The sequence below is a fragment of the Streptomyces sp. CB03234 genome (assembly GCF_001905885.1).
Lineage (GTDB): Bacteria > Actinomycetota > Actinomycetes > Streptomycetales > Streptomycetaceae > Streptomyces.
In genome coordinates this window covers 19083-36217 of record NZ_LIYH01000009.1, presented here as the reverse complement: position 1 = coordinate 36217, position 17135 = coordinate 19083, and the positions used below count along the sequence as shown (strand labels likewise).

The following is a 17135-nucleotide window of genomic DNA, read 5'->3' as shown; positions in this document are numbered from 1 at the left end:
CGGGGCGCGCACGGGCGGTGGTGTACGACGTACCTGTGAGGGCGCCGGCCCGGCGGCGCGGGGCCCCGGACCGGGCCGCGTACCGGGCATTCAGCCGTCGCACATCCGCGCTCCGCCGCGCGGTCATGTCGAATCCAGCCGGCCACGGAAGAAGTAAGGAGCCGGGCCGCCGCAGCCGAGGTCCGGGCCCTTCCCTCCGGCACAGGAGACCGCCATGCCCGCATCCCCCGCCACCCTCGCACCCGCCCCGCCCGCCGCGCCGCAGCCCCGCTACGTCGTCTCGCTCGCCCAGGACCAGGAGGAGGTACGCGCCGCCCAGCGGCTGCGCCACCAGGTGTTCGCGGGCGAACTGGGGGCGCGCCTCGACGGGCCGGAACCGGGCCTGGACGGCGACGAGTTCGACGCGTACTGCGACCACCTCCTCGTACGCGAGGAGGCCACCGGCGACGTCGTCGGCACCTACCGGCTGCTCCCGCCCGAGCGCGCCCGTATCGTCGGCCGGCTGTACTCCGAGGGCGAGTTCGACCTCAGCCGCCTCGCCCCAGTCCGCGACGACCTCGTCGAGGTCGGCCGCTCCTGCGTCCACCCCGCCCACCGCAACGGCGCCGTGATCTCCCTCATCTGGGCCGGCATCGCCCGCTACATGACCCGCACCGGCCACACCTGGCTGGCCGGCTGCTGCTCCCTCCCGCTCGCCGACGGCGGCGCCCTCGCCGCCGCCACCTGGGACACGGTCAAGGCCAAGCACCTGGCCCCCGAGGAGTACTGGGTCACCCCGCACAAGCTCTGGTCCGCCGAGGGCGTCGCCCGGCCCGCCGGCCGCACCGAGCTCCCGCCCCTGCTGCGCGGCTACCTGCGCCTGGGTGCCTGGGTCTGCGGGGCGCCCGCCCACGACGCCGACTTCGGCGTCGCCGACCTGTACGTCCTGCTGTCGCTGCGCCGCACCAACCCCCGCTACCTGCGGCACTTCCTCTCCCTCGCCCCCGCGTGATGAGCGCCTGGCTGCCCAGCGCGCCCTGCACGCCCCGCCACTGTGCCCGTACGACGCGAAAGGCCACCGGCGCCAGGGCCGTCGCGCGGCTGACGGCCGGCGTCCTGGCCGTGCTCGCCGGCGTGCTCCTCGCGCCCCTCACCGCGCCCCTCGGCCGCGCCGCCCGCGAGCGGGCCACCCGGCTCTGGTGCCGGACGGTGCTCCGGGCCTTCGGCGTACGCGTACGCATCACCGGCGGCGTACCGGGGAAGGGGCCGCAGCTCGTGGTCGCCAACCACGTCTCCTGGCTCGACATACCGCTCGTCGCCGCCGTCCTGCCGGGCCGGATGCTCGCCAAGAGCGAGGTACGGCACTGGCCGCTGCTCGGCCCGCTCGCCGCCCGTGGCGGCACCCTGTTCCTCGAACGCGACCGGCTGCGCTCCCTGCCCGGCACGGTCCGGCACATCGCGGAGGCCCTGCGCGGCGGCTCCCGCGTGGTCGTCTTCCCCGAGGGCTCCACCTGGTGCGGCCGGGCCCACGGCCGGTTCCGGCCCGCCGCCTTCCAGGCCGCGCTCGACGCGGGCGCCGCCGTCCGGCCCGTACGCATCACCTACCGCCCGACCGGCCCGGCGGCCTTCGTCGGCGACGACCCGCTCACCGCGTCGCTGTGGCGGGTCGCGACGGCCCGTGGGCTGACCGCGGAGATCCGGCTCCTGCCCCCGATCCCCGCCGACCGCCACACGGACCGCCGCGCACTGGCCCGGGCCGCTCAGACCGCCGTCGCCAGCGACAGCGCGAACCGCCCCTCCTCATCCGTCCACCAGTGCGCCAACTCCATCCCGGACCGCGCCAGTTCGCTGCGCACCCCCTCCTGACGGAACTTCGCCGACACCTCCGTACGCATCTCCTCCCCGGCCTCGAAGGTGACCGCCAGGTCCAGCTCCGGGATCTTCACGGTCAGCGCCTGGCGGGCCCGCAGCCGCATCTCGATCCACTCCCTGTCCCGGTCCCACACCGCGACATGGTCGAAGTCGGCCGGATCGGCGTCCGCGCCCAGCTCGCGCGCCAGCACGGCCAGCACGTTCTTGTTGAACTCGGCCGTCACGCCCGCCGCGTCGTCGTACGCCGCGACCAGCGTCTCCTCGTCCTTCACCAGGTCCGTGCCCAGCAGCAGCGCGTCGCCGGGCGAGAGCAGCGACCGCACGGACCGCAGGAACAGCTTCCGCTGCTCGGGCAGCAGATTGCCGATCGTGCCGCCCAGGAAGGCGACCAGCCGGGGCCCCGGCGTGCCCGGCAGGGCCAGGCCCCGGGTGAAGTCGGCGATCAGCGCGTGGACCTGCAGCCCGGGGTGCTCGCCGGTCAGCGCCTCCGCCGCACCGCGCAGCGCGCTCTCGCTGACGTCCACCGGAACATAGCTCTCCAGCCCCGGCAGCAGCGCGTCGATCAGATGACGGGTCTTCTCCGACGAGCCCGAGCCCAGCTCCACCAGGGTGCGGGCCCGCGTGACCCGGGCGATCTCCGCCGCCCGGGCGACCAGGATCTCCCGCTCCGCCCGGGTCGGGTAGTACTCGGGCAGCCGGGTGATCTCCTCGAACAGTTCGCTGCCCCGTGCGTCGTAGAACCACTTCGGCGGCAGGTCCTTCGGCGTACGGGTCAGGCCGTGCAGGACGTCGGCGCGCAGATCGGCGCCGGTGGCGTCCTCGGGCAGGGTGCGGGTCAGCAGGAACGGGCTCACGCGGCGGGCTCCTTGAGCGGGGTCAGAAGAACATCGGAACGGGTCGCGGCGAGGACCGTGCGGTCGGGGACCTCTCGCCAGCCCGGATCGTCGTCGTACGGCTCCGAGGCCACGACCGTGCGGTGCCGGGCGGGCTCGGCCAGGTACCACAGGGTGTCGCCCCAGGCGGTCGCGCAGATGGTCTCGCCATCGGTGAGAAGCAGGTTCAGCCGCGAACCCGGAGCCGCGTCGGCGACCTCGTACACCGCCTCGGCCAGCGCCTGCGCCGGCTCGTCGCCGTCCCGCAGGCGGTGCAGGACCAGCGCCCAGACGAGGGCCGAGTCGTTTCGGGCCTCCAGCGACAGCACCTCCTCGGCGGGCAGCCGCGCCGCCAGCCGCCCCAGCGAGCCGGGCCAGCCCTTGACCGCGCCGTTGTGGCTGAACAGCCACGGCCCGGCGGCGTACGGCGCGGCGGCCGCCTCCGCGTCGGCACCGGACAGCGTGGCGTCCCGGACGGCGGCCAGCAGGGCCCCGGTGCGCACCACCCGGGCCAGGTCGGCGAACGACAGATCGGCCCAGATGGGCCCGGCGCGCCGGTAACGGGCCGGTACGGGATCGCGCTCCCCGTCCCCGTGCCTGTCCCCGACTCCGGCCCCGTCCGCGTACCAGCCGACGCCGAAGCCGTCCGCGTTCACCGTCCCGTACCGCTGACGCCTCGGCTCCCAGGACTGCCGGTACAGGGCGTGTGGCGGCTCCACCAGCACCTCACCGAGTGGCACCGCCGGGCCCACGTAGGCGATATGGCGGCACATCAGGCGTCCCTCGCGGTGCGGAACCCGGAGAAGATCTGCCGCCGCACCGGCAGGTCCCAGTTGCGGAACGTCCCCCGGCACGCCACCGGGTCGACGGCGAACGAACCGCCGCGCAGCACCTTGTGCGCCGGTCCGAAGAACACCTCCGAGTACTCCTTGTACGGGAACGCGACGAAACCGGGGTACGGGAGGAAGTCGCTCGACGTCCACTCCCACACGTCGCCGATCAACTGCCGCACGCCGAACGGGGACTGCCCGGCCGGGTAGCTTCCGGTGGCCGCCGGACGCAGATGGCGCTGGCCCAGATTGGCGTGCTCGGGCGTCGGGTCGTCGTCGCCCCACGGGTAGCGCAGCGAGCGGCCGGAGACCGGGTCGTGGCGGGCGGCCTTCTCCCACTCCTCCTCGGTCGGCAGCCGGCGCCCCGCCCAGCGGGCGTAGGCATCGGCCTCGTACCAGCTGACGTGCAGCACCGGCTCCTGCTCCGGCACCGGCTCCACCACACCGAACCGGCGCCGCAGCCACTGCCCGCCCTCCCGGCGCCAGAACAGCGGCGCTCCGATGCCGTGCTCCCGGATCTGCGCCCAGCCCTCCGGCGCCCACCAGCGCTCGTCGCGGTAGCCGCCGTCGGCGATGAAGGCCATGTACGCGCCGTTGGTGACGGGCACCGTGTCGATGAAGAATTCCGGCACCACGCGCGCGTGCGCCGGCCTTTCGTTGTCCAGCGCCCAGGGCTCGGCCGAGGTGCCCATGGTGAACGGCCCGCCCGGCACCCGCACTTCTGCGGGCAGACCCGCCGTGCCCGGTCCCGGCGGCGGCTCCGGGGCGTCCAGCGCGGCGGGACCGCGCCGCAGCTGATGCGTGATCAGCATCGTCTCGTCGTGCTGCTGCTCGTGCTGGGCGACCATCCCGAAGGCGAACGCCGCGTCGACCAGCGGCCGGCCGCCCTCCAGCGGGGTGCGCTCCAGCACGTCGAGGACCCGGTCGCGTACGTCGGAGGCGTACGCACGCGCCTCGGCGGGCGCCAGCAGCGGCAGCGTGGGCCGGGTGGCCCGGGGGTGCTCGAACGCGTCGTAGACCGAGTCGATCTCGGGGCGCAGCGCCTCACGCCCCGCCACGGCGCGCCAGAGCCACTGCTCCTCCTGGTTGGAGATGTGGGCCAGGTCCCACACCAGCGGGGACATCAACGGCGAGTGCTGGGCGGTCAGTTCACCGTCGTCGACACAGCTCGTGAGCAGGGCGGTGCGGGCCCGGGCGGTGGTCAGCGCGTCCAGCGCCTGCCGCCTGAGCTTCTCGGGGTCCGTCATGTACGGCTGTCCTTCCCGGGTGTCCCGGTTCCGGTCGCGGTCTCGGTCACGGTCTCGGGGGTGAACTGGTCGTCGGCGGGGCACCGGCCCCGTACGACATGGCGCTCGTGGAACGCGGCGACCGCGTCCAGGACGGCGGTGGTGGCGCCCCTCCGGGGCAGCGCCTCCAGCGCGAGCGCGAAACAGGCGACGGCGGCCTCGTGCAGCGCGGGCGCGGTCAGACCGTCGCGCGATGCGCCGCGCCACAGCGCGTCGCGTGGTGGCGCGGCAGAGGTGGCCGATGCCGCCAGGGGCCCGACCACGCGGTACGCGGCCTCGGCCGCCTCCGGGTCGTCGAACAGCGCCGCCGTGACGGCCAGCGGCACGATCCAGCCGTCCTCGCCCGGCTGGGCGTCGATCATGCGCAGCTCCAGGTGCCCGCGCGGCCGGACGGGCGGGAACAGCGTGGTCAGGTGGTAGTCGAGATCCGCCCGGGTGGCGGGCCTCGGCTCCCCGTACCGCAGCCACTCCCGTAAGGTCAGCGCCTCGGGCACCGCCCATGGTCCGTCCCCGCCCCGGACGCACATCACCGGCGCGTCCAGCACATGCGCCGCCCACGCGGCGCGCGGCTCCCGCCCGATGTCCGGCGCCACGCCCCGTACCGGGTCCAGGTCCGCCCACAGCCCCTGCCGGGTGGACCGCAGACCGGACGGTTTGCCGTGCAGGGTGGGGGAGTTGGCGAACGCGGCGACCAGGACGGGGCCCAGCAGGTGGGCCAGCCGCCAGCGCCGCTCGAAGCCCAGCGGTCCGGGCTCCTCGTGCCCGGCGTCGAGGCAGACCTGGACGGAGGCGGAGTCACGCATCATGGCGCGCCCGGCCGGACCCGTACGGTCCAGGTACCTCTCCATCGCGTCGTAGCGCGGTGCGGAGAGCAGCCGGTCGCGAGGCGGGTACCAGGGATCGGTACCCGCGCCGGTGAGGGTGAGACCCAGGGCGCCCAACGCGGTCCGTACGGCCGCCAGATCGGCCGAGACGGTGGTGACGCATTCCATGAGGGACGCGGCGGGCGGCGAGCTGAGCTCCAGCTGCCCGCCGGGTTCGAAGGTGAGTGCCGACGTCAGCGGCAGGCTCCGCAATCCGTCGAATGCGGTACGGAGCCGGTCGGGGGTGACGGGGAGTTGCGGGATGTGCAGGTCATGGACGAACCACTCCAGTTCGACCCCGACCGTGCGCGGGGGGCCGGTCTTGAAACAGATGCAGCGCAGCAGGTCCTCGGCCTCGTCCTCGGCGAGCGGACCGCCGCTGTCCGGCATGTCGCTCAGTGGCATACGGGCTCCTCCTGTCGAAAGCCTGTCCAAAGGCGTTCCGTCCCACCTAAGCCACCGGTCCGTGATCGCACAAGAGTGCCCTCAGGGACGGAAATCCGGTTGCCGCACGCTTGAATGATTGTCGACCATGCCGGGTATGAGTGCACGTCTGCGAGGGATCGCGAAGGACACCGAGGAGATCGTCGCCGTGGGCCGGTACCAGGCCCCCGACGGCCGGCCGGTCTCCATAGGCCCCGAGGTCACCGCCTCCCTGGAAGGGACCGCGATGTACGGCCCGGGGCCGGTCCCGGTGACCCCGGACACCGACCGGACCACCTGCTTCGAGGTCACGGCCGAGTCCAGCCTGGAGGCGGCGAGGCGGCTCACCGAGGCGGGCCCCGGGCCCGTCGCCGTCCTCAACTTCTCCTCCGCCCGCAACCCCGGCGGCGGCTACCTGAACGGCGCACAGGCGCAGGAGGAGGACCTGTGCCGCGCCTCGGCGCTGTACGCCACGCTCCTGCGCGTCCCGGAGTTCTACGACCACCACCGCGCCGAACGCAGCCCCTTCTACACCGACCGGGTCATCCTCCCCCATAGCCTTCGGCATGGCAGGTACCCCCAGCCGGCGTGCCGGTCTTCCGCGACGACCGGGGACGGCTGCTCAACTCCCCGTACCAGGTGGGATTCCTCACCTCACCCGCACCCAACGCCGGGGTGATCACCAGCCGTACGCCCGAGGACGCCGGACGCATCCCGGCCGCGCTCGCCTCGCGCGCGGAACGCGTGCTGGAAACGGCGGCGGCGTGCGGCTACCGGCGCCTGGTGCTGGGCGCGTGGGGCTGCGGGGTCTTCCGCAACGACCCCGGACAGGTGGCGGCCGCGTTCCGGACACTGCTGACCGGGGAGGGCCGGTTCGCCCGGCACTTCGAGGAGGTCGTCTTCGCGGTCCTGGACCGTACGCGCGGGGCGACGACCCTCGGCGCGTTCCGCGACACCTTCGCGGCGGTCACGACGGCGTGACCGGGGCGGCCGGTCCACCGCTCCGACGCCGCCACCGTGGCCGCGCGGTAAGAGGTGGAGGACCGGGCGACACCCCTTTCCGGCCATCCGCCGGACCCGCGCGGGGGCCGGTCTGGAAAGATGCCGAGAGCGATGACCCAGACACCTCCCCGGCCGTCCGCCGGGCCTCCGGCCCCACGCCCGGTGCCGACCAGCGCCGATGTCGCGCGGCTGGCCGGTGTCTCCCGGGCCACCGTCTCGTACGTGCTCAACAACACCTCGGCCGTACGGATCAGCGAACCGACCCGCCTCCGCGTCCGGCAGGCCGCCGAGGAACTGGGTTACGTCCCGCACGCCGCCGCCCGGAGCCTGCGCGCCGGCCACACCCGGATCGTGCTGCTGCCCACCGCGCACATCCCCGTCGGCCCGCTCTACGGTCACTTCCTCAACGAGCTGCAGTGGGCGCTGCGCCGCCTCGACTACACGGTCGTGCAGTACGGCAGCATGGGCCTGGACGGCGACGAGGCGGCCCGTGCCTGGGCGGAGCTGCGTCCCGTCGCCGTCGTGTCGCTCGGCGAGGTGGCGCTCACCCCGCAGGGCGTCGAGGTCCTCAAGCGGTCCGGCGCCAGGGCGGTCATCACGCTCGGTCCACGGCCCGTCGAGGGCGCCCACGCCCTGGCCATGGACCAGAGCCGGGTGGGCGCCTGCGCGGGCGCCCACCTGCTGGAGCGCGGCTACCGGCGCATCGGTGTGGTCGTACCCGAGGAGACCGGCCTGGAACTGTTCTCCGGGCCCCGCCTCGACGGGGTGCGCCGCGCGGCGGCGCGCACGGGCGCCGAGGTCGTACCGCTGTCCCTGGCCTATACGGAGGAGTCGGCCGCGGCCCTCGCCGCCCGCTGGCCCGACCTGGGCCTGGACGCCGTCTTCGGGTACAACGACGAGTACGCGATGCTCCTGATGCGCGCCCTGCAGGACGCGGGGGTCTCCGTCCCGGGCGACACGGCCGTCATGGGCGCCGACGACCTGCTGCTCGGCAGGCTGCTGCGGCCCCGGCTGAGCACGGTCCGGATCGACATGGAGACCGGCCAGCACCTGGCCGAGCTGGTCGACCGGGCGGTCGCCGATCCCGGCCGTACGCCTGAGGGGCACGACCTGATGGGCGCCCGCGCGATCCACCGCGAATCCACCTGAGTCCACCTGAGGTGCGTAGCGCGCGGAACGTCTCTAGCGTCGCCTGCATGAGCACACATCCGCAGCGCTTCGAGATCCTGCTGGTGCCCGAGCACGTGGAGGGGCGCGACGCGGCGCACCTCGCGCAGAGCGCGATCCGCTCGGCCGTCGTGGAGGCCACCGGCCAGACGGGCGCGTCGGGCTACCCCCGCTACGTGGGCGAGGGCATGGAGGCCGACATCGACCCCGAGACCCGCACCGTGGAGGCCCTGCTGGTGGACGGCGCGGAGCTCGACTACGGCCTGTCCGCACGTATCCGGTGACGGCGCCCGCTCCCCGAGCGGGCATCCGTTGACACGGGGCGGGGCGGGGGCGGAGACTCGAGCGAGCCAGGAGATGAAGAATACTTCACCTGGCGAACAGTCGAGGTCATGGTGGGAGAGCACCCGATGAGCATCCGCGACGTCTACATCGTCGACGCCGTCCGCACGCCGATCGGCAGGTTCGGGGGTGCCCTCTCCTCCGTACGGCCGGACGACCTGGCCGCTCATGTCGTCAGGGCGCTGATGGACCGCACGCCCGCCCTCGACCCCGCCCGCCTCGACGACGTGTACTTCGGCGACGCCAACGGGGCCGGCGAGGACAACCGCGACGTGGCCCGCATGGCCGTCCTGCTCGCCGGACTCCCCGTCTCCGTACCCGGTGTCACCGTCAACCGCCTGTGCGGCTCAGGGCTGGAAGCCGTCATCCAGGCCGCGCGGGCCATCGCCGTCGGCGACGCGTCGGTCGTCCTCGCGGGTGGCGTCGAGTCGATGTCGCGGGCGCCCTGGGTGCTCCAGAAGCCCGAGCGGGCCTTCCCCGCCGGCCACCAGCAGCTCCACTCGACCACCCTCGGCTGGCGCATGACCAACCCGAAGATGCCCGCCGAGTGGACCGTCTCCCTCGGCGAGGGTGCCGAACTGATCGCCGACAAGCACACGATCACCCGCGAGCAGCAGGACGCCTTCGCCCTGACGAGCCATCAGAAGGCCGCCGCCGCCTGGGCGGCGGGACTGTACGACGGTGAGGTCGTGCCGTACGGGGGAGTGGACCTCACGCGCGACGAGTGCATCCGTGAGAACACGTCCATGGAGGCGCTGGCCAAGCTGAAGCCGTCCTTCCGTACCGACGGCACCGGCACCGTGACGGCCGGCAACGCCTCGCCGCTCAACGACGGTGCCGCCGCGCTGCTGCTGGTCGACGAGGAGGGCCTGAAGGCCTGCGGGCGCGAGCCGCTCGCCCGTGTCCGCGCCTCCGCCGTCACCGGCATCGAGCCGCAGCTGTTCGGCCTCGGACCGGTGGAGGCCGTCCAGCGCGCCCTCGCCAAGGCGGGCCGCACCTTCGCCGACCTCACCACCTTCGAACTGAACGAGGCGTTCGCCGCCCAGTCGCTGGGCTGCCTCGCCGAGTGGCCCGAGCTGGACCCGGCGGTGGTCAACCCGCGCGGCGGCGCCATCGCCATCGGCCACCCGCTGGGTGCCTCGGGCGCCCGCCTGGCCGGTTCCGTGGCCCACCAGCTGGCGGCCGCGGGCTCAGGAACGGGCCTCGCGGCGCTGTGCATCGGCGTGGGCCAGGGCCTGGCGCTGGTACTGGAGCGCTGAGCGCGGCGCCCCGAGCCGGGGCGCCGCCGCCTGTGCCGCGTGAAGGGACTTGCGCCGCCCGAAGGGGTTTGCGCCGCCCGAAGGGGTTTGCGCCGCCCGAAAGGGCCTGCGCCGCCCGAAGGGGTCTGTGTCAGGCCCCGGCCTTGCCGCTCTCGATGGACTTGCGCACCTCGTCCATGTCCAGCTTGCGGGCCTGCCCGATGAGGTCCTCCAGGGCCGCCTCGGGCAGCGCCCCCGGCTGGGAGAACACGGCGACGTTGTCCCGGACGATCATCAGCGTCGGGATGGACCGGATGTCGAAGGCCGCGGCCAGCTCCGCTTGCGCCTCCGTGTCGACCTTGGCGAACACCAGGTCGGGGTGGCGCTCGGACGCGCTCTCGAAGACCGGGGCGAACTGACGGCACGGTCCGCACCAGGCAGCCCAGAAGTCGATCAGGATGAAATCGTTGTCGGTGACCACCTGATCGAAGTTGTCCTTGGTGAGCTCTACGGTGCTCATGCTGCCTACCTCTTCCCGGTGTATGGGCGCATCGCCCCGGACAACCGCGCCCGGAGCCGCGCTATTCCGACTGCCCATGTGGCCACGGCGCACACGTCCCACCAGACTGACCCCATGACCGAAACGGTGGAGTACGACGTCGTGGTGGTGGGCGCGGGCCCGGTCGGCGAGAACGTGGCGGACCGGGCCGCAGCGGCCGGGCTGAGCGTCGCGGTGGTCGAGAGCGAACTGGTCGGCGGCGAATGCTCCTACTGGGCCTGCATGCCCAGCAAGGCACTGTTGCGCCCGGCGATCGCCCGCTCCGACGCCCGGAAGGTCCCCGGCCTGCGCGGGGCCGTACGGGGACCCCTGGACGCCCCCGCGGTGCTCGCCCACCGCGACGCGTACGTGTCGCACTGGAAGGACGACGGCCAGGCCGGCTGGCTGGGCTCGATCGGCGCCCGCCTCCACCGGGGCCACGGCAGGCTGGACGGCAGCAGAAGGGTCACCGTCGAGGGCCCCGGCGGCGAACGGCAGGTCCTCACCGCCCGGCACGCCGTCGCCCTGTGCACCGGCAGCCGCGCCGTCCTGCCCGACCTGCCGGGCCTCGCCGGCGCCCGGCCATGGACCAGCCGCGAGGCGACCAGCGCGGGGCACGTGCCCGGCCGGCTCGTCGTGGTGGGCGGGGGAGTGGTCGGCACCGAGATGGCCACCGCCTGGCAGGCGCTCGGCTCCCGCGTCACCGTGCTGGTACGAGGGCGGGGCCTGCTCCCACGCATGGAGCCGTTCGTCGGTGAGCACGTGGCGGACGCGCTCACCGAGGCGGGCGCGGACGTCCGTACCGGCGTCTCCGTCACCGCCGTCGAGCGCCCGCACCCCACCGGGCCGGTCACGCTCGTCCTGGACGACGGCGAGCGCGTCGAGGCCGACGAGGTCCTCTTCGCCACCGGCCGCGCTCCCCGCACGGACGACCTCGGCCTGGAGACGGTCGGCCTGGAACCGGGCTCCTGGCTGTCGGTCGACGACAGCTGCCTGGTCGACGGCAGCGACTGGCTGTACGCGGTCGGCGACGTCAACCGCCGGGCCCTCCTCACCCACCAGGGCAAGTACCAGGCCCGTATCGCGGGCGCCGCCATCGGCGTCCGTGCCGACGGCGGCGCCCCCCTCGACACCGGCACCTGGGGCGCGCACGCCGCGACCGCCGACCACGCCGCCGTACCGCAGGTCGTCTTCAGCGACCCCGAGGCCGCGTCCGTGGGCCTCACCCTCGCCGAAGCGGAGGCGGCGGGGCGCCGCGTACGGGCGGTCGACCAGGACCTCGCCGCGGTGGCCGGCTCCGGCCTGTACGCGGACGGGTACCGCGGCCGCGCCCGGATGGTGGTCGACCTCGAACGCGAGGTCCTCCTCGGCGTCACCCTCGTCGGCCCGGCCGTCGGCGAACTGCTCCACTCGGCCACCATCGCGGTCACCGGCGAGGTCCCCATCGCCCGCCTGTGGCACGCGGTCCCGGCGTACCCCACGATCAGCGAGGTCTGGCTGCGGCTGCTGGAGGGCTACCGCGGCTAGCACTTCACGGACGCCTGAGAGGCGGCGATGGCGTTGTCCAGCGCCTCCAGGTGAGGTCTGATCAGCCTGGCGGCCTGCGCGCCCGTGACGCCGCCGGGCAGGTCGTCGATGGCTCGGCCGACCCTGTCGTACGCGTCCGAGACCGCCCCCGCCCGCGCCTTGCGCACGCCCCGCGCGCTGCGCCTCACCAGGTCCAGGTCGTGGGCGAGGTCCTCCCGCAGGTCCCTGAGCTCGTCGTGCCCCCTCGACCGGGGGCTGAGGCCGGCCAGTTTGCCCGCGTCCACCCGCAGGGCCCCCAGGTCCTCGCAGAGCGCGTCGATCGCCGCCATCGCGCGCTCCCGGGGCGACGGGGCGTCGGCGGTGCAGCCGGTCAGGGTGAGCGGGCCCGCCGCCAGGACGAGGACGAGGACGGCGCGCGGCGGACGGCGGCGCCGCTGCCGTATCGGAGAGGTCCGTATCGCAGAGGTGAGGTCGCCCATGGCCCCATGGAATGCCGGGCGGGCACGGTGTGCCCGTGGGTGGCGCCGAACGGGTGAACGACGCCCCGGCCGCCGTCACGCGCGGTGGAGGCCCGGCGTGCCCGTACCGGTGGAGAAGGAGGCGGCCGTACTGAGCGTGCCACCGGGTCTGGTGACGGTGGAGACGGTCTTGAAGGTGATGTCGGCGCTGACCTGGCCGAGCCTGATGACGGTGTAGCCCCGGCGCCCGTCATAGAACTTCAGGTGGGGGTTGGCCTGGGTGAGGCTGTTCCAGTTGCCGGGCTTCTGGGCGCCGTCCCTGCCGCTGGAAATGGACGTCGTGGAGATCTCGGTGCCGACGACACGGGACGCGGGGTTGTTGAAGTCGGCCTTCAGGTCGAAGCCGTATCCGACGTGCGCGTCCCCGGACAGGACCATCAGGTTGTCCACCCCCGCCGCGGTCGCTCCGTCCAGGATGCGCTTGCGGGAGGCGGGGTAGCCGTCCCAGGCGTCCATGGACAGCTTGTAGTCGGCCGTGGGCACGTTGCGCCGCTGGGCGAAGGTGACCTGCTGCGGTACGACGTTCCACACCGCGTCCGACGCCCGCCAGCCGTCCAGCAGCCAGCGCTCCTGCGCGGTGCCGGTCATGGTGCGCGACGGGTCCTCCGACTCGGGCCCCGGCGCCTGCCAGCCGTCGCCGTAGGCCTGGTTGGAGCGGTACTGGCGGGTGTCGAGGATGTCGAACTGCGCCAGCTGCCCGAACTGCAGCCGCCGGTACAGCCGCATGTCGGGGCCCGTCGGATGCTGCGGCGGCCGCAGCGGCTGGTTCTCCCAGTACGCGCGGTACGCGGCGGCGCGGCGCAGCAGGAACTCCTCGGGCGGCACGGCGTTCTCCGGGATCGCCCCCGCGTAGTTGTTCTCCGTCTCGTGGTCGTCCCAGGTCACGACGAACGGGTGCGCGGCGTGCGCGGCCTGCAGATCGGCATCGCTCTTGTAGAGCGCGTAACGCAGCCGGTAGTCCTGGAGGGTGACGGTCTCGTGGTTGAAGTGGGCGGGCAGCTGCCGGTCGGTGTAGCCGCGGTGCCCGCCGGCCGAGTCGACGCCGTACTCGTAGATGTAGTCCCCCAGGTGCACCACCATGTCCAGGTCCTCGGAGGCGAGGTGCTTGTACGCCGTGTAATAGCCGTCGAAATAGGCGGCGCAGGCGACCGCGGCGAAGGTCAGGGAGGGCACCCAGAAGGAGGCGAGCGAAGGGGCGGTACGGGCACGGCCCACGGGGCTGATCCAGGTGCCCGCCCGGAAGCGGTAGTAATAGGAGCGGTCCTCGTCGAGACCCGGCACCTCCACATGGACACTGTGGGCGTACTCCGGGTGGGCGGTGGCGGTCCCGCTCTTGATGACGGCGTAGAACTGCTCGTCGTACGCGACCTCCCACTGCACCTCCACGCGCTGCGCCGGCAGGCCGCCGTCCGGGTCGTACGGACTGGGCGCGAGCCGGGTCCACAGCAGGACGGAATCCGGCAGCGGGTCACCGGAGGCGACGCCGAGGGTGAACGGATACTTGTTGATCTTCCTGGCGTCCAGCACGGACGGGCTCGCGGCACCGGCGGCCGGCAGGTGCGTGGTGAACGCCAGGGCGGCCGCGGCACCGGCCACGGTGAGGAAGTGACGGCGCCCCATACGCCGGGCGGCGGCACGGAGCTCGGGCATGTGAGTCTTCATATGGCACGTCATATGCCCGCTTTACGGTGGTTGTTGCCCTGGCATACGGGTGGTCTGACGACCCGTGAGAAACCGCGGCGCCGGAGGGACGCCCACGACTAGGTTGGGCGGTATGAGCAACCTTGACCGTCAGGCCGCGCTCTCCGTCTGCGGCGGCCGGGGATTCGTCGTCGCCGAGCCGGTGCGTGAACTCCTGAGCCCCCGCCGCGTACAGCTCGGTGAATCCACCGAGGTACGCCGCCTGCTGCCCAACCTCGGCCGCCGGATGGTCGGGGCGTGGGCCTTCGTCGACCACTACGGGCCCGACGACATCGCCGACGAACCCGGCATGCAGGTGCCGCCCCACCCGCACATGGGCCTGCAGACCGTCAGCTGGCTCCACGAGGGCGAGGTCCTGCACCGCGACAGCACGGGCAGCCTCCAGACGGTGCGCCCGCGTGAACTGGGCCTGATGACCTCCGGGCGGGCCATCTCCCACTCCGAGGAGAGCCCCCGCCCCCACGCCCGCTTCCTGCACGGCGCCCAGCTGTGGGTGGCCCTGCCCGACGCCCACCGCCACGTCGACCCCCACTTCCAGCACCACGCCGACCTCCCCCGGGTCACGGCCCCCGGCCTGACGGCCACGGTCGTCCTCGGCGAACTCGACGGCGCCCTCTCACCCGGCACCACCTACAGCCCCCTGGTCGGCGCCGACCTCGCCCTGGCACGCGGCACGGAAACGAATCTGCCGCTCGACCCCGACTTCGAGTACGCCGTCCTCTCCATGTCCGGCGAGGCCCACGTCGACGGCGTACCGGTCCTCCCCGGCTCCATGCTCTACCTCGGCTGCGGCCGCACGTCCCTCCCCCTGCGCGCCGAATCCGACGCAGGGCTGATGCTCCTGGGCGGCGAGCCGTTCGAGGAGGAGATCGTCATGTGGTGGAACTTTATCGGGCGGTCCCACGAGGATATCGCACAGGCTCGCGAGGACTGGGTGAAGGGTTCCCGCTTCGGGGAAGTGGAGGGCTATGCGGGGGGTCGCCTGCCAGCTCCGGAACTCCCACCTGTGGCACTGAAACCACGGGGCAGGGTGCGCTGACCTGCACTGCCATGCCACGAGCAGGTGTCTTCTCGGGGGAGTTCCACTGCCCGGGGCAACGCGAAGGGGAATGACGCCCTCGATCCGGTTCAGGGTCTCTGGTGCCAGCGACTGGCAGTCCAAGATGCGTTCGTGTGTAGGCAGCTTTGGTAGACCCAATGCTGACTTTGCTGAATAGTCGTCAGGTGGATGTCGGGCGGGTTCCCGGCGTTAGCCGGTGCGATCGGAAGCCGACAGCCGTTGCTCTCTCGCCGACCCGGGGCGGCGATGCCGACAGTGTGGGATGAGGCGATACCGGCTTGTGGGCGCCCGTTCGCGCCCAATTGTGCAACCCCGACAAGATCGGCTCCCGACGGAGTAGCGACGAGAGCGGGCTATGTTTGCGCTAGCGCCATTGCTCAGCCCTCGGGAAGGCGCCAGTGAACAGTCGCCCCTCGGGGCGGCGCGGTCATGGGGCATCTGACTGGTCGGGGACGCCGCCTGTTCGTCCAGGTGTCCGACGTCGCTGTGCCCGCCTTCTGCGGCTCGCAGGGCTCAGGTGTCACTGCCTGAGCGGGAAAGCGCTCGTCGGCCCGGTGTCCATGGCGATGGCCCTTACGGTGCCCCTGTCCTGCTGTGTGGTCGCGGTCCCAGTGATCCGGAGGCAGGGGCCTCGCTGTCGTTGCTTCTGGATGGTCGGGCTCGGGCGCAGGTTGGGACAAGGGCGGCAGAGGTACCTGTCAGTGGCCGCTGAGAGAATGGAGAAATGGCGAGTTCTGTGTTCGGCTTCCATGTGCCTCGGGTGTGCAGAGTACGCGGCGAGGGCACCGCCCAGGACTTGATTCCCCAGGTCACCGAGGCATTCCATACAGACGACGATGACGTGGTCACGGAGACCGAGCAGCTTCGTGAAGGAGCCTTTGCACTTCCTTCGGTGGTTGCGGTGGCCGGAGCGATGATCGTGCTGGGGGAGCCGGGCGTCGTCCCGAGGTACAGAACGAACGCCCCAATGCCCTTCACCCGGAGCGCGCCCTGCGTGGCATCCCGCCGTAGCCACCGTGGCGCACGCCCGGCCAGCAGCGCCGCGCCGAGAGGCAGCACCACGGCCGACCAGCCGAAGATCCACAGCCACTGAAACATGAACAGACCTCATGCTCGTAGCAACGCTCAGCGCTGCCGGGCCACATTACCGTCGTCGTTCTTGTCCGGGATTCCGGCGAGGTCGTCGACGTCGAACAGCCTGGCGATGGGTACGTCCGTGCTGCTGTGGGCGATGATCGAGAAGGCGATGCACACCGCGATCAGTGTGTACGCCTGCTCGCCCTGCGGGATACCGGCTTGAAGCACGAGCAGCCCGTAGACGACCGATGCGAACCCTTTGGGCCCGAACCAGGCGGCGACCAGCTTCTCTCGGCGGTCGAAGTGCGTGCCGATGAGCGACAGCAGGAGCGATGCCGGCCGGATGAGCACGATCGCCAGGACCACCGCGACGTACCCGCCGAAAGACCGCGCAGCAGCTGATCGACGCCCTAAGCATGGACTGGAATCCGGAGCGGTTCCACGACGCCTCCGAAGAACGCGTCAAGGCCCTGGTCGATGCCAAACGCGAGGGTCAGGAGATCGTCAGCGAAGCCGGCCCGCCAGAGGCCACGAACGTCATCGACCTGATGGACGCCCTCCAGCGCAGCGTCGAACAGGCCCGCTCCTCCAGAGCAGAAGGCAAGGAGGAGCAGCCCGCAGGCCAGTTGCACCGGTTGCCCACCCACCGCGACAAACCCGACCGGGGGAAGAAGCAGGGCAAGAAGGCCGGCGGCCGGCGCAGCAAGGAGAACCTGGAGAACCTCACCAAGACCGAGCTGTACGAGCGAGCGTCGAAGGCGGACATCCCGGGCCGATCGAAGATGAACCGCGACCAGTTGATCAAGGCGCTCCAGAAGGAGAGCGCCGCAGCATGACGCG

15 protein-coding genes and 2 pseudogenes are annotated in these 17135 nt (G+C 72.6%); 9 read left to right on the top strand and 8 right to left on the bottom strand.

Annotation, left to right across the window (positions count from 1 at the left end; all coding sequences use genetic code 11):
• Positions 1-214: 214 nt before the first annotated feature.
• Positions 215-991 (top strand): GNAT family N-acetyltransferase, encoded by a 777-nt coding sequence (locus tag AMK26_RS32875; RefSeq protein ID WP_073759483.1) that lies wholly within the window; start codon positions 215-217, stop codon positions 989-991.
• Positions 991-1845, top strand: coding sequence for a lysophospholipid acyltransferase family protein (locus AMK26_RS32870; RefSeq protein ID WP_073759481.1), 855 nt, complete (start codon positions 991-993; stop codon positions 1843-1845). The genes AMK26_RS32875 and AMK26_RS32870 overlap by 1 nt, the downstream gene beginning before the upstream one ends.
• Here AMK26_RS32870 and egtD read toward each other — a convergent pair.
• Genes egtD through egtA form a run of 4 tightly spaced genes read right to left on the bottom strand, consistent with a single transcriptional unit; the run spans position 1740 to position 6107 of the window.
• Complete coding sequence (gene egtD, locus AMK26_RS32865) at positions 1740-2705, bottom strand: L-histidine N(alpha)-methyltransferase (RefSeq protein ID WP_073759479.1); 966 nt, start codon at positions 2703-2705, stop codon at positions 1740-1742. The genes AMK26_RS32870 and egtD overlap by 106 nt on opposite strands.
• Positions 2702-3496 carry an ergothioneine biosynthesis protein EgtC gene (gene egtC, locus AMK26_RS32860; RefSeq protein ID WP_073759477.1) on the bottom strand — a complete coding sequence of 265 codons (795 nt, stop codon included), beginning with the start codon at positions 3494-3496 and terminating at the stop codon, positions 2702-2704. The genes egtD and egtC overlap by 4 nt, the downstream gene beginning before the upstream one ends.
• Positions 3496-4800, bottom strand: coding sequence for an ergothioneine biosynthesis protein EgtB (egtB, locus tag AMK26_RS32855; protein WP_073759475.1), 1305 nt, complete (start codon positions 4798-4800; stop codon positions 3496-3498). Before egtB ends, egtC begins: the two co-directional genes overlap by 1 nt.
• Positions 4797-6107, bottom strand: a complete 1311-nt coding sequence (gene egtA / locus AMK26_RS32850) for an ergothioneine biosynthesis glutamate--cysteine ligase EgtA (protein ID WP_073759473.1) — start codon at positions 6105-6107, stop codon at positions 4797-4799. Before egtA ends, egtB begins: the two co-directional genes overlap by 4 nt.
• Positions 6108-6243: 136 nt before the next feature.
• Here egtA and AMK26_RS32845 point away from each other — a divergent pair.
• From AMK26_RS32845 to AMK26_RS32830, 4 genes and pseudogenes are all read left to right on the top strand, one after another.
• Positions 6244-7106: pseudogene (locus AMK26_RS32845) on the top strand (TIGR02452 family protein).
• 132 nt (positions 7107-7238) lie between these two features.
• Entirely contained in the window at positions 7239-8276 is a 1038-nt protein-coding gene (locus AMK26_RS32840; protein ID WP_107421099.1) for a LacI family DNA-binding transcriptional regulator, read from the top strand.
• 47 nt (positions 8277-8323) lie between these two features.
• Positions 8324-8578 carry a hypothetical protein gene (locus tag AMK26_RS32835; RefSeq protein ID WP_073759469.1) on the top strand — a complete coding sequence of 85 codons (255 nt, stop codon included), beginning with the start codon at positions 8324-8326 and terminating at the stop codon, positions 8576-8578.
• 126 nt (positions 8579-8704) lie between these two features.
• Entirely contained in the window at positions 8705-9895 is a 1191-nt protein-coding gene (locus AMK26_RS32830) for a thiolase family protein (protein WP_073759904.1), read from the top strand.
• Positions 9896-10025: 130 nt separating this feature from the next.
• On the opposite strand, the gene trxA is transcribed toward AMK26_RS32830, so the two are convergent.
• Positions 10026-10394, bottom strand: a complete 369-nt coding sequence (gene trxA / locus AMK26_RS32825; RefSeq protein ID WP_073759467.1) for a thioredoxin — start codon at positions 10392-10394, stop codon at positions 10026-10028.
• Between the two features lie 114 nt (positions 10395-10508).
• On the opposite strand from trxA, the gene AMK26_RS32820 reads away from it, so the two are divergent.
• A complete protein-coding gene (locus AMK26_RS32820; protein ID WP_073759465.1) occupies positions 10509-11939 on the top strand; it encodes a dihydrolipoyl dehydrogenase family protein in 1431 nt (476 codons plus the stop codon).
• Here the strand turns inward: AMK26_RS32820 and AMK26_RS32815 are convergent.
• On the bottom strand, positions 11936-12418 hold the full coding sequence (locus AMK26_RS32815; RefSeq protein ID WP_073759463.1) for a hypothetical protein: 483 nt from the start codon (positions 12416-12418) through the stop codon (positions 11936-11938). The two genes, AMK26_RS32820 and AMK26_RS32815, sit on opposite strands and share 4 nt — an antisense overlap.
• Positions 12419-12493: 75 nt before the next feature.
• Positions 12494-14107: an alkaline phosphatase D family protein gene (locus AMK26_RS32810; RefSeq protein WP_241838192.1), complete on the bottom strand. Its 1614-nt coding sequence runs from the start codon at positions 14105-14107 to the stop codon at positions 12494-12496.
• A gap of 124 nt (positions 14108-14231) precedes the next feature.
• Between AMK26_RS32810 and AMK26_RS32805 the strand changes: the two genes are divergently transcribed.
• A complete protein-coding gene (locus tag AMK26_RS32805; protein ID WP_073759459.1) occupies positions 14232-15197 on the top strand; it encodes a pirin family protein in 966 nt (321 codons plus the stop codon).
• A 1146-nt stretch (positions 15198-16343) separates the two neighbouring features.
• On the opposite strand, the pseudogene AMK26_RS32795 reads toward AMK26_RS32805, so the two are convergent.
• Positions 16344-16682: pseudogene (locus tag AMK26_RS32795) on the bottom strand (cation:proton antiporter domain-containing protein); the annotation flags it as partial.
• Positions 16683-16711: 29 nt separating this feature from the next.
• Here AMK26_RS32795 and AMK26_RS32790 point away from each other — a divergent pair.
• The gene (locus AMK26_RS32790; protein WP_073759455.1) at positions 16712-17131 is read left to right on the top strand and encodes a Rho termination factor N-terminal domain-containing protein; all 420 of its coding nucleotides are present in this window, start codon (positions 16712-16714) and stop codon (positions 17129-17131) included.
• Positions 17132-17135 lie beyond the last annotated feature (4 nt).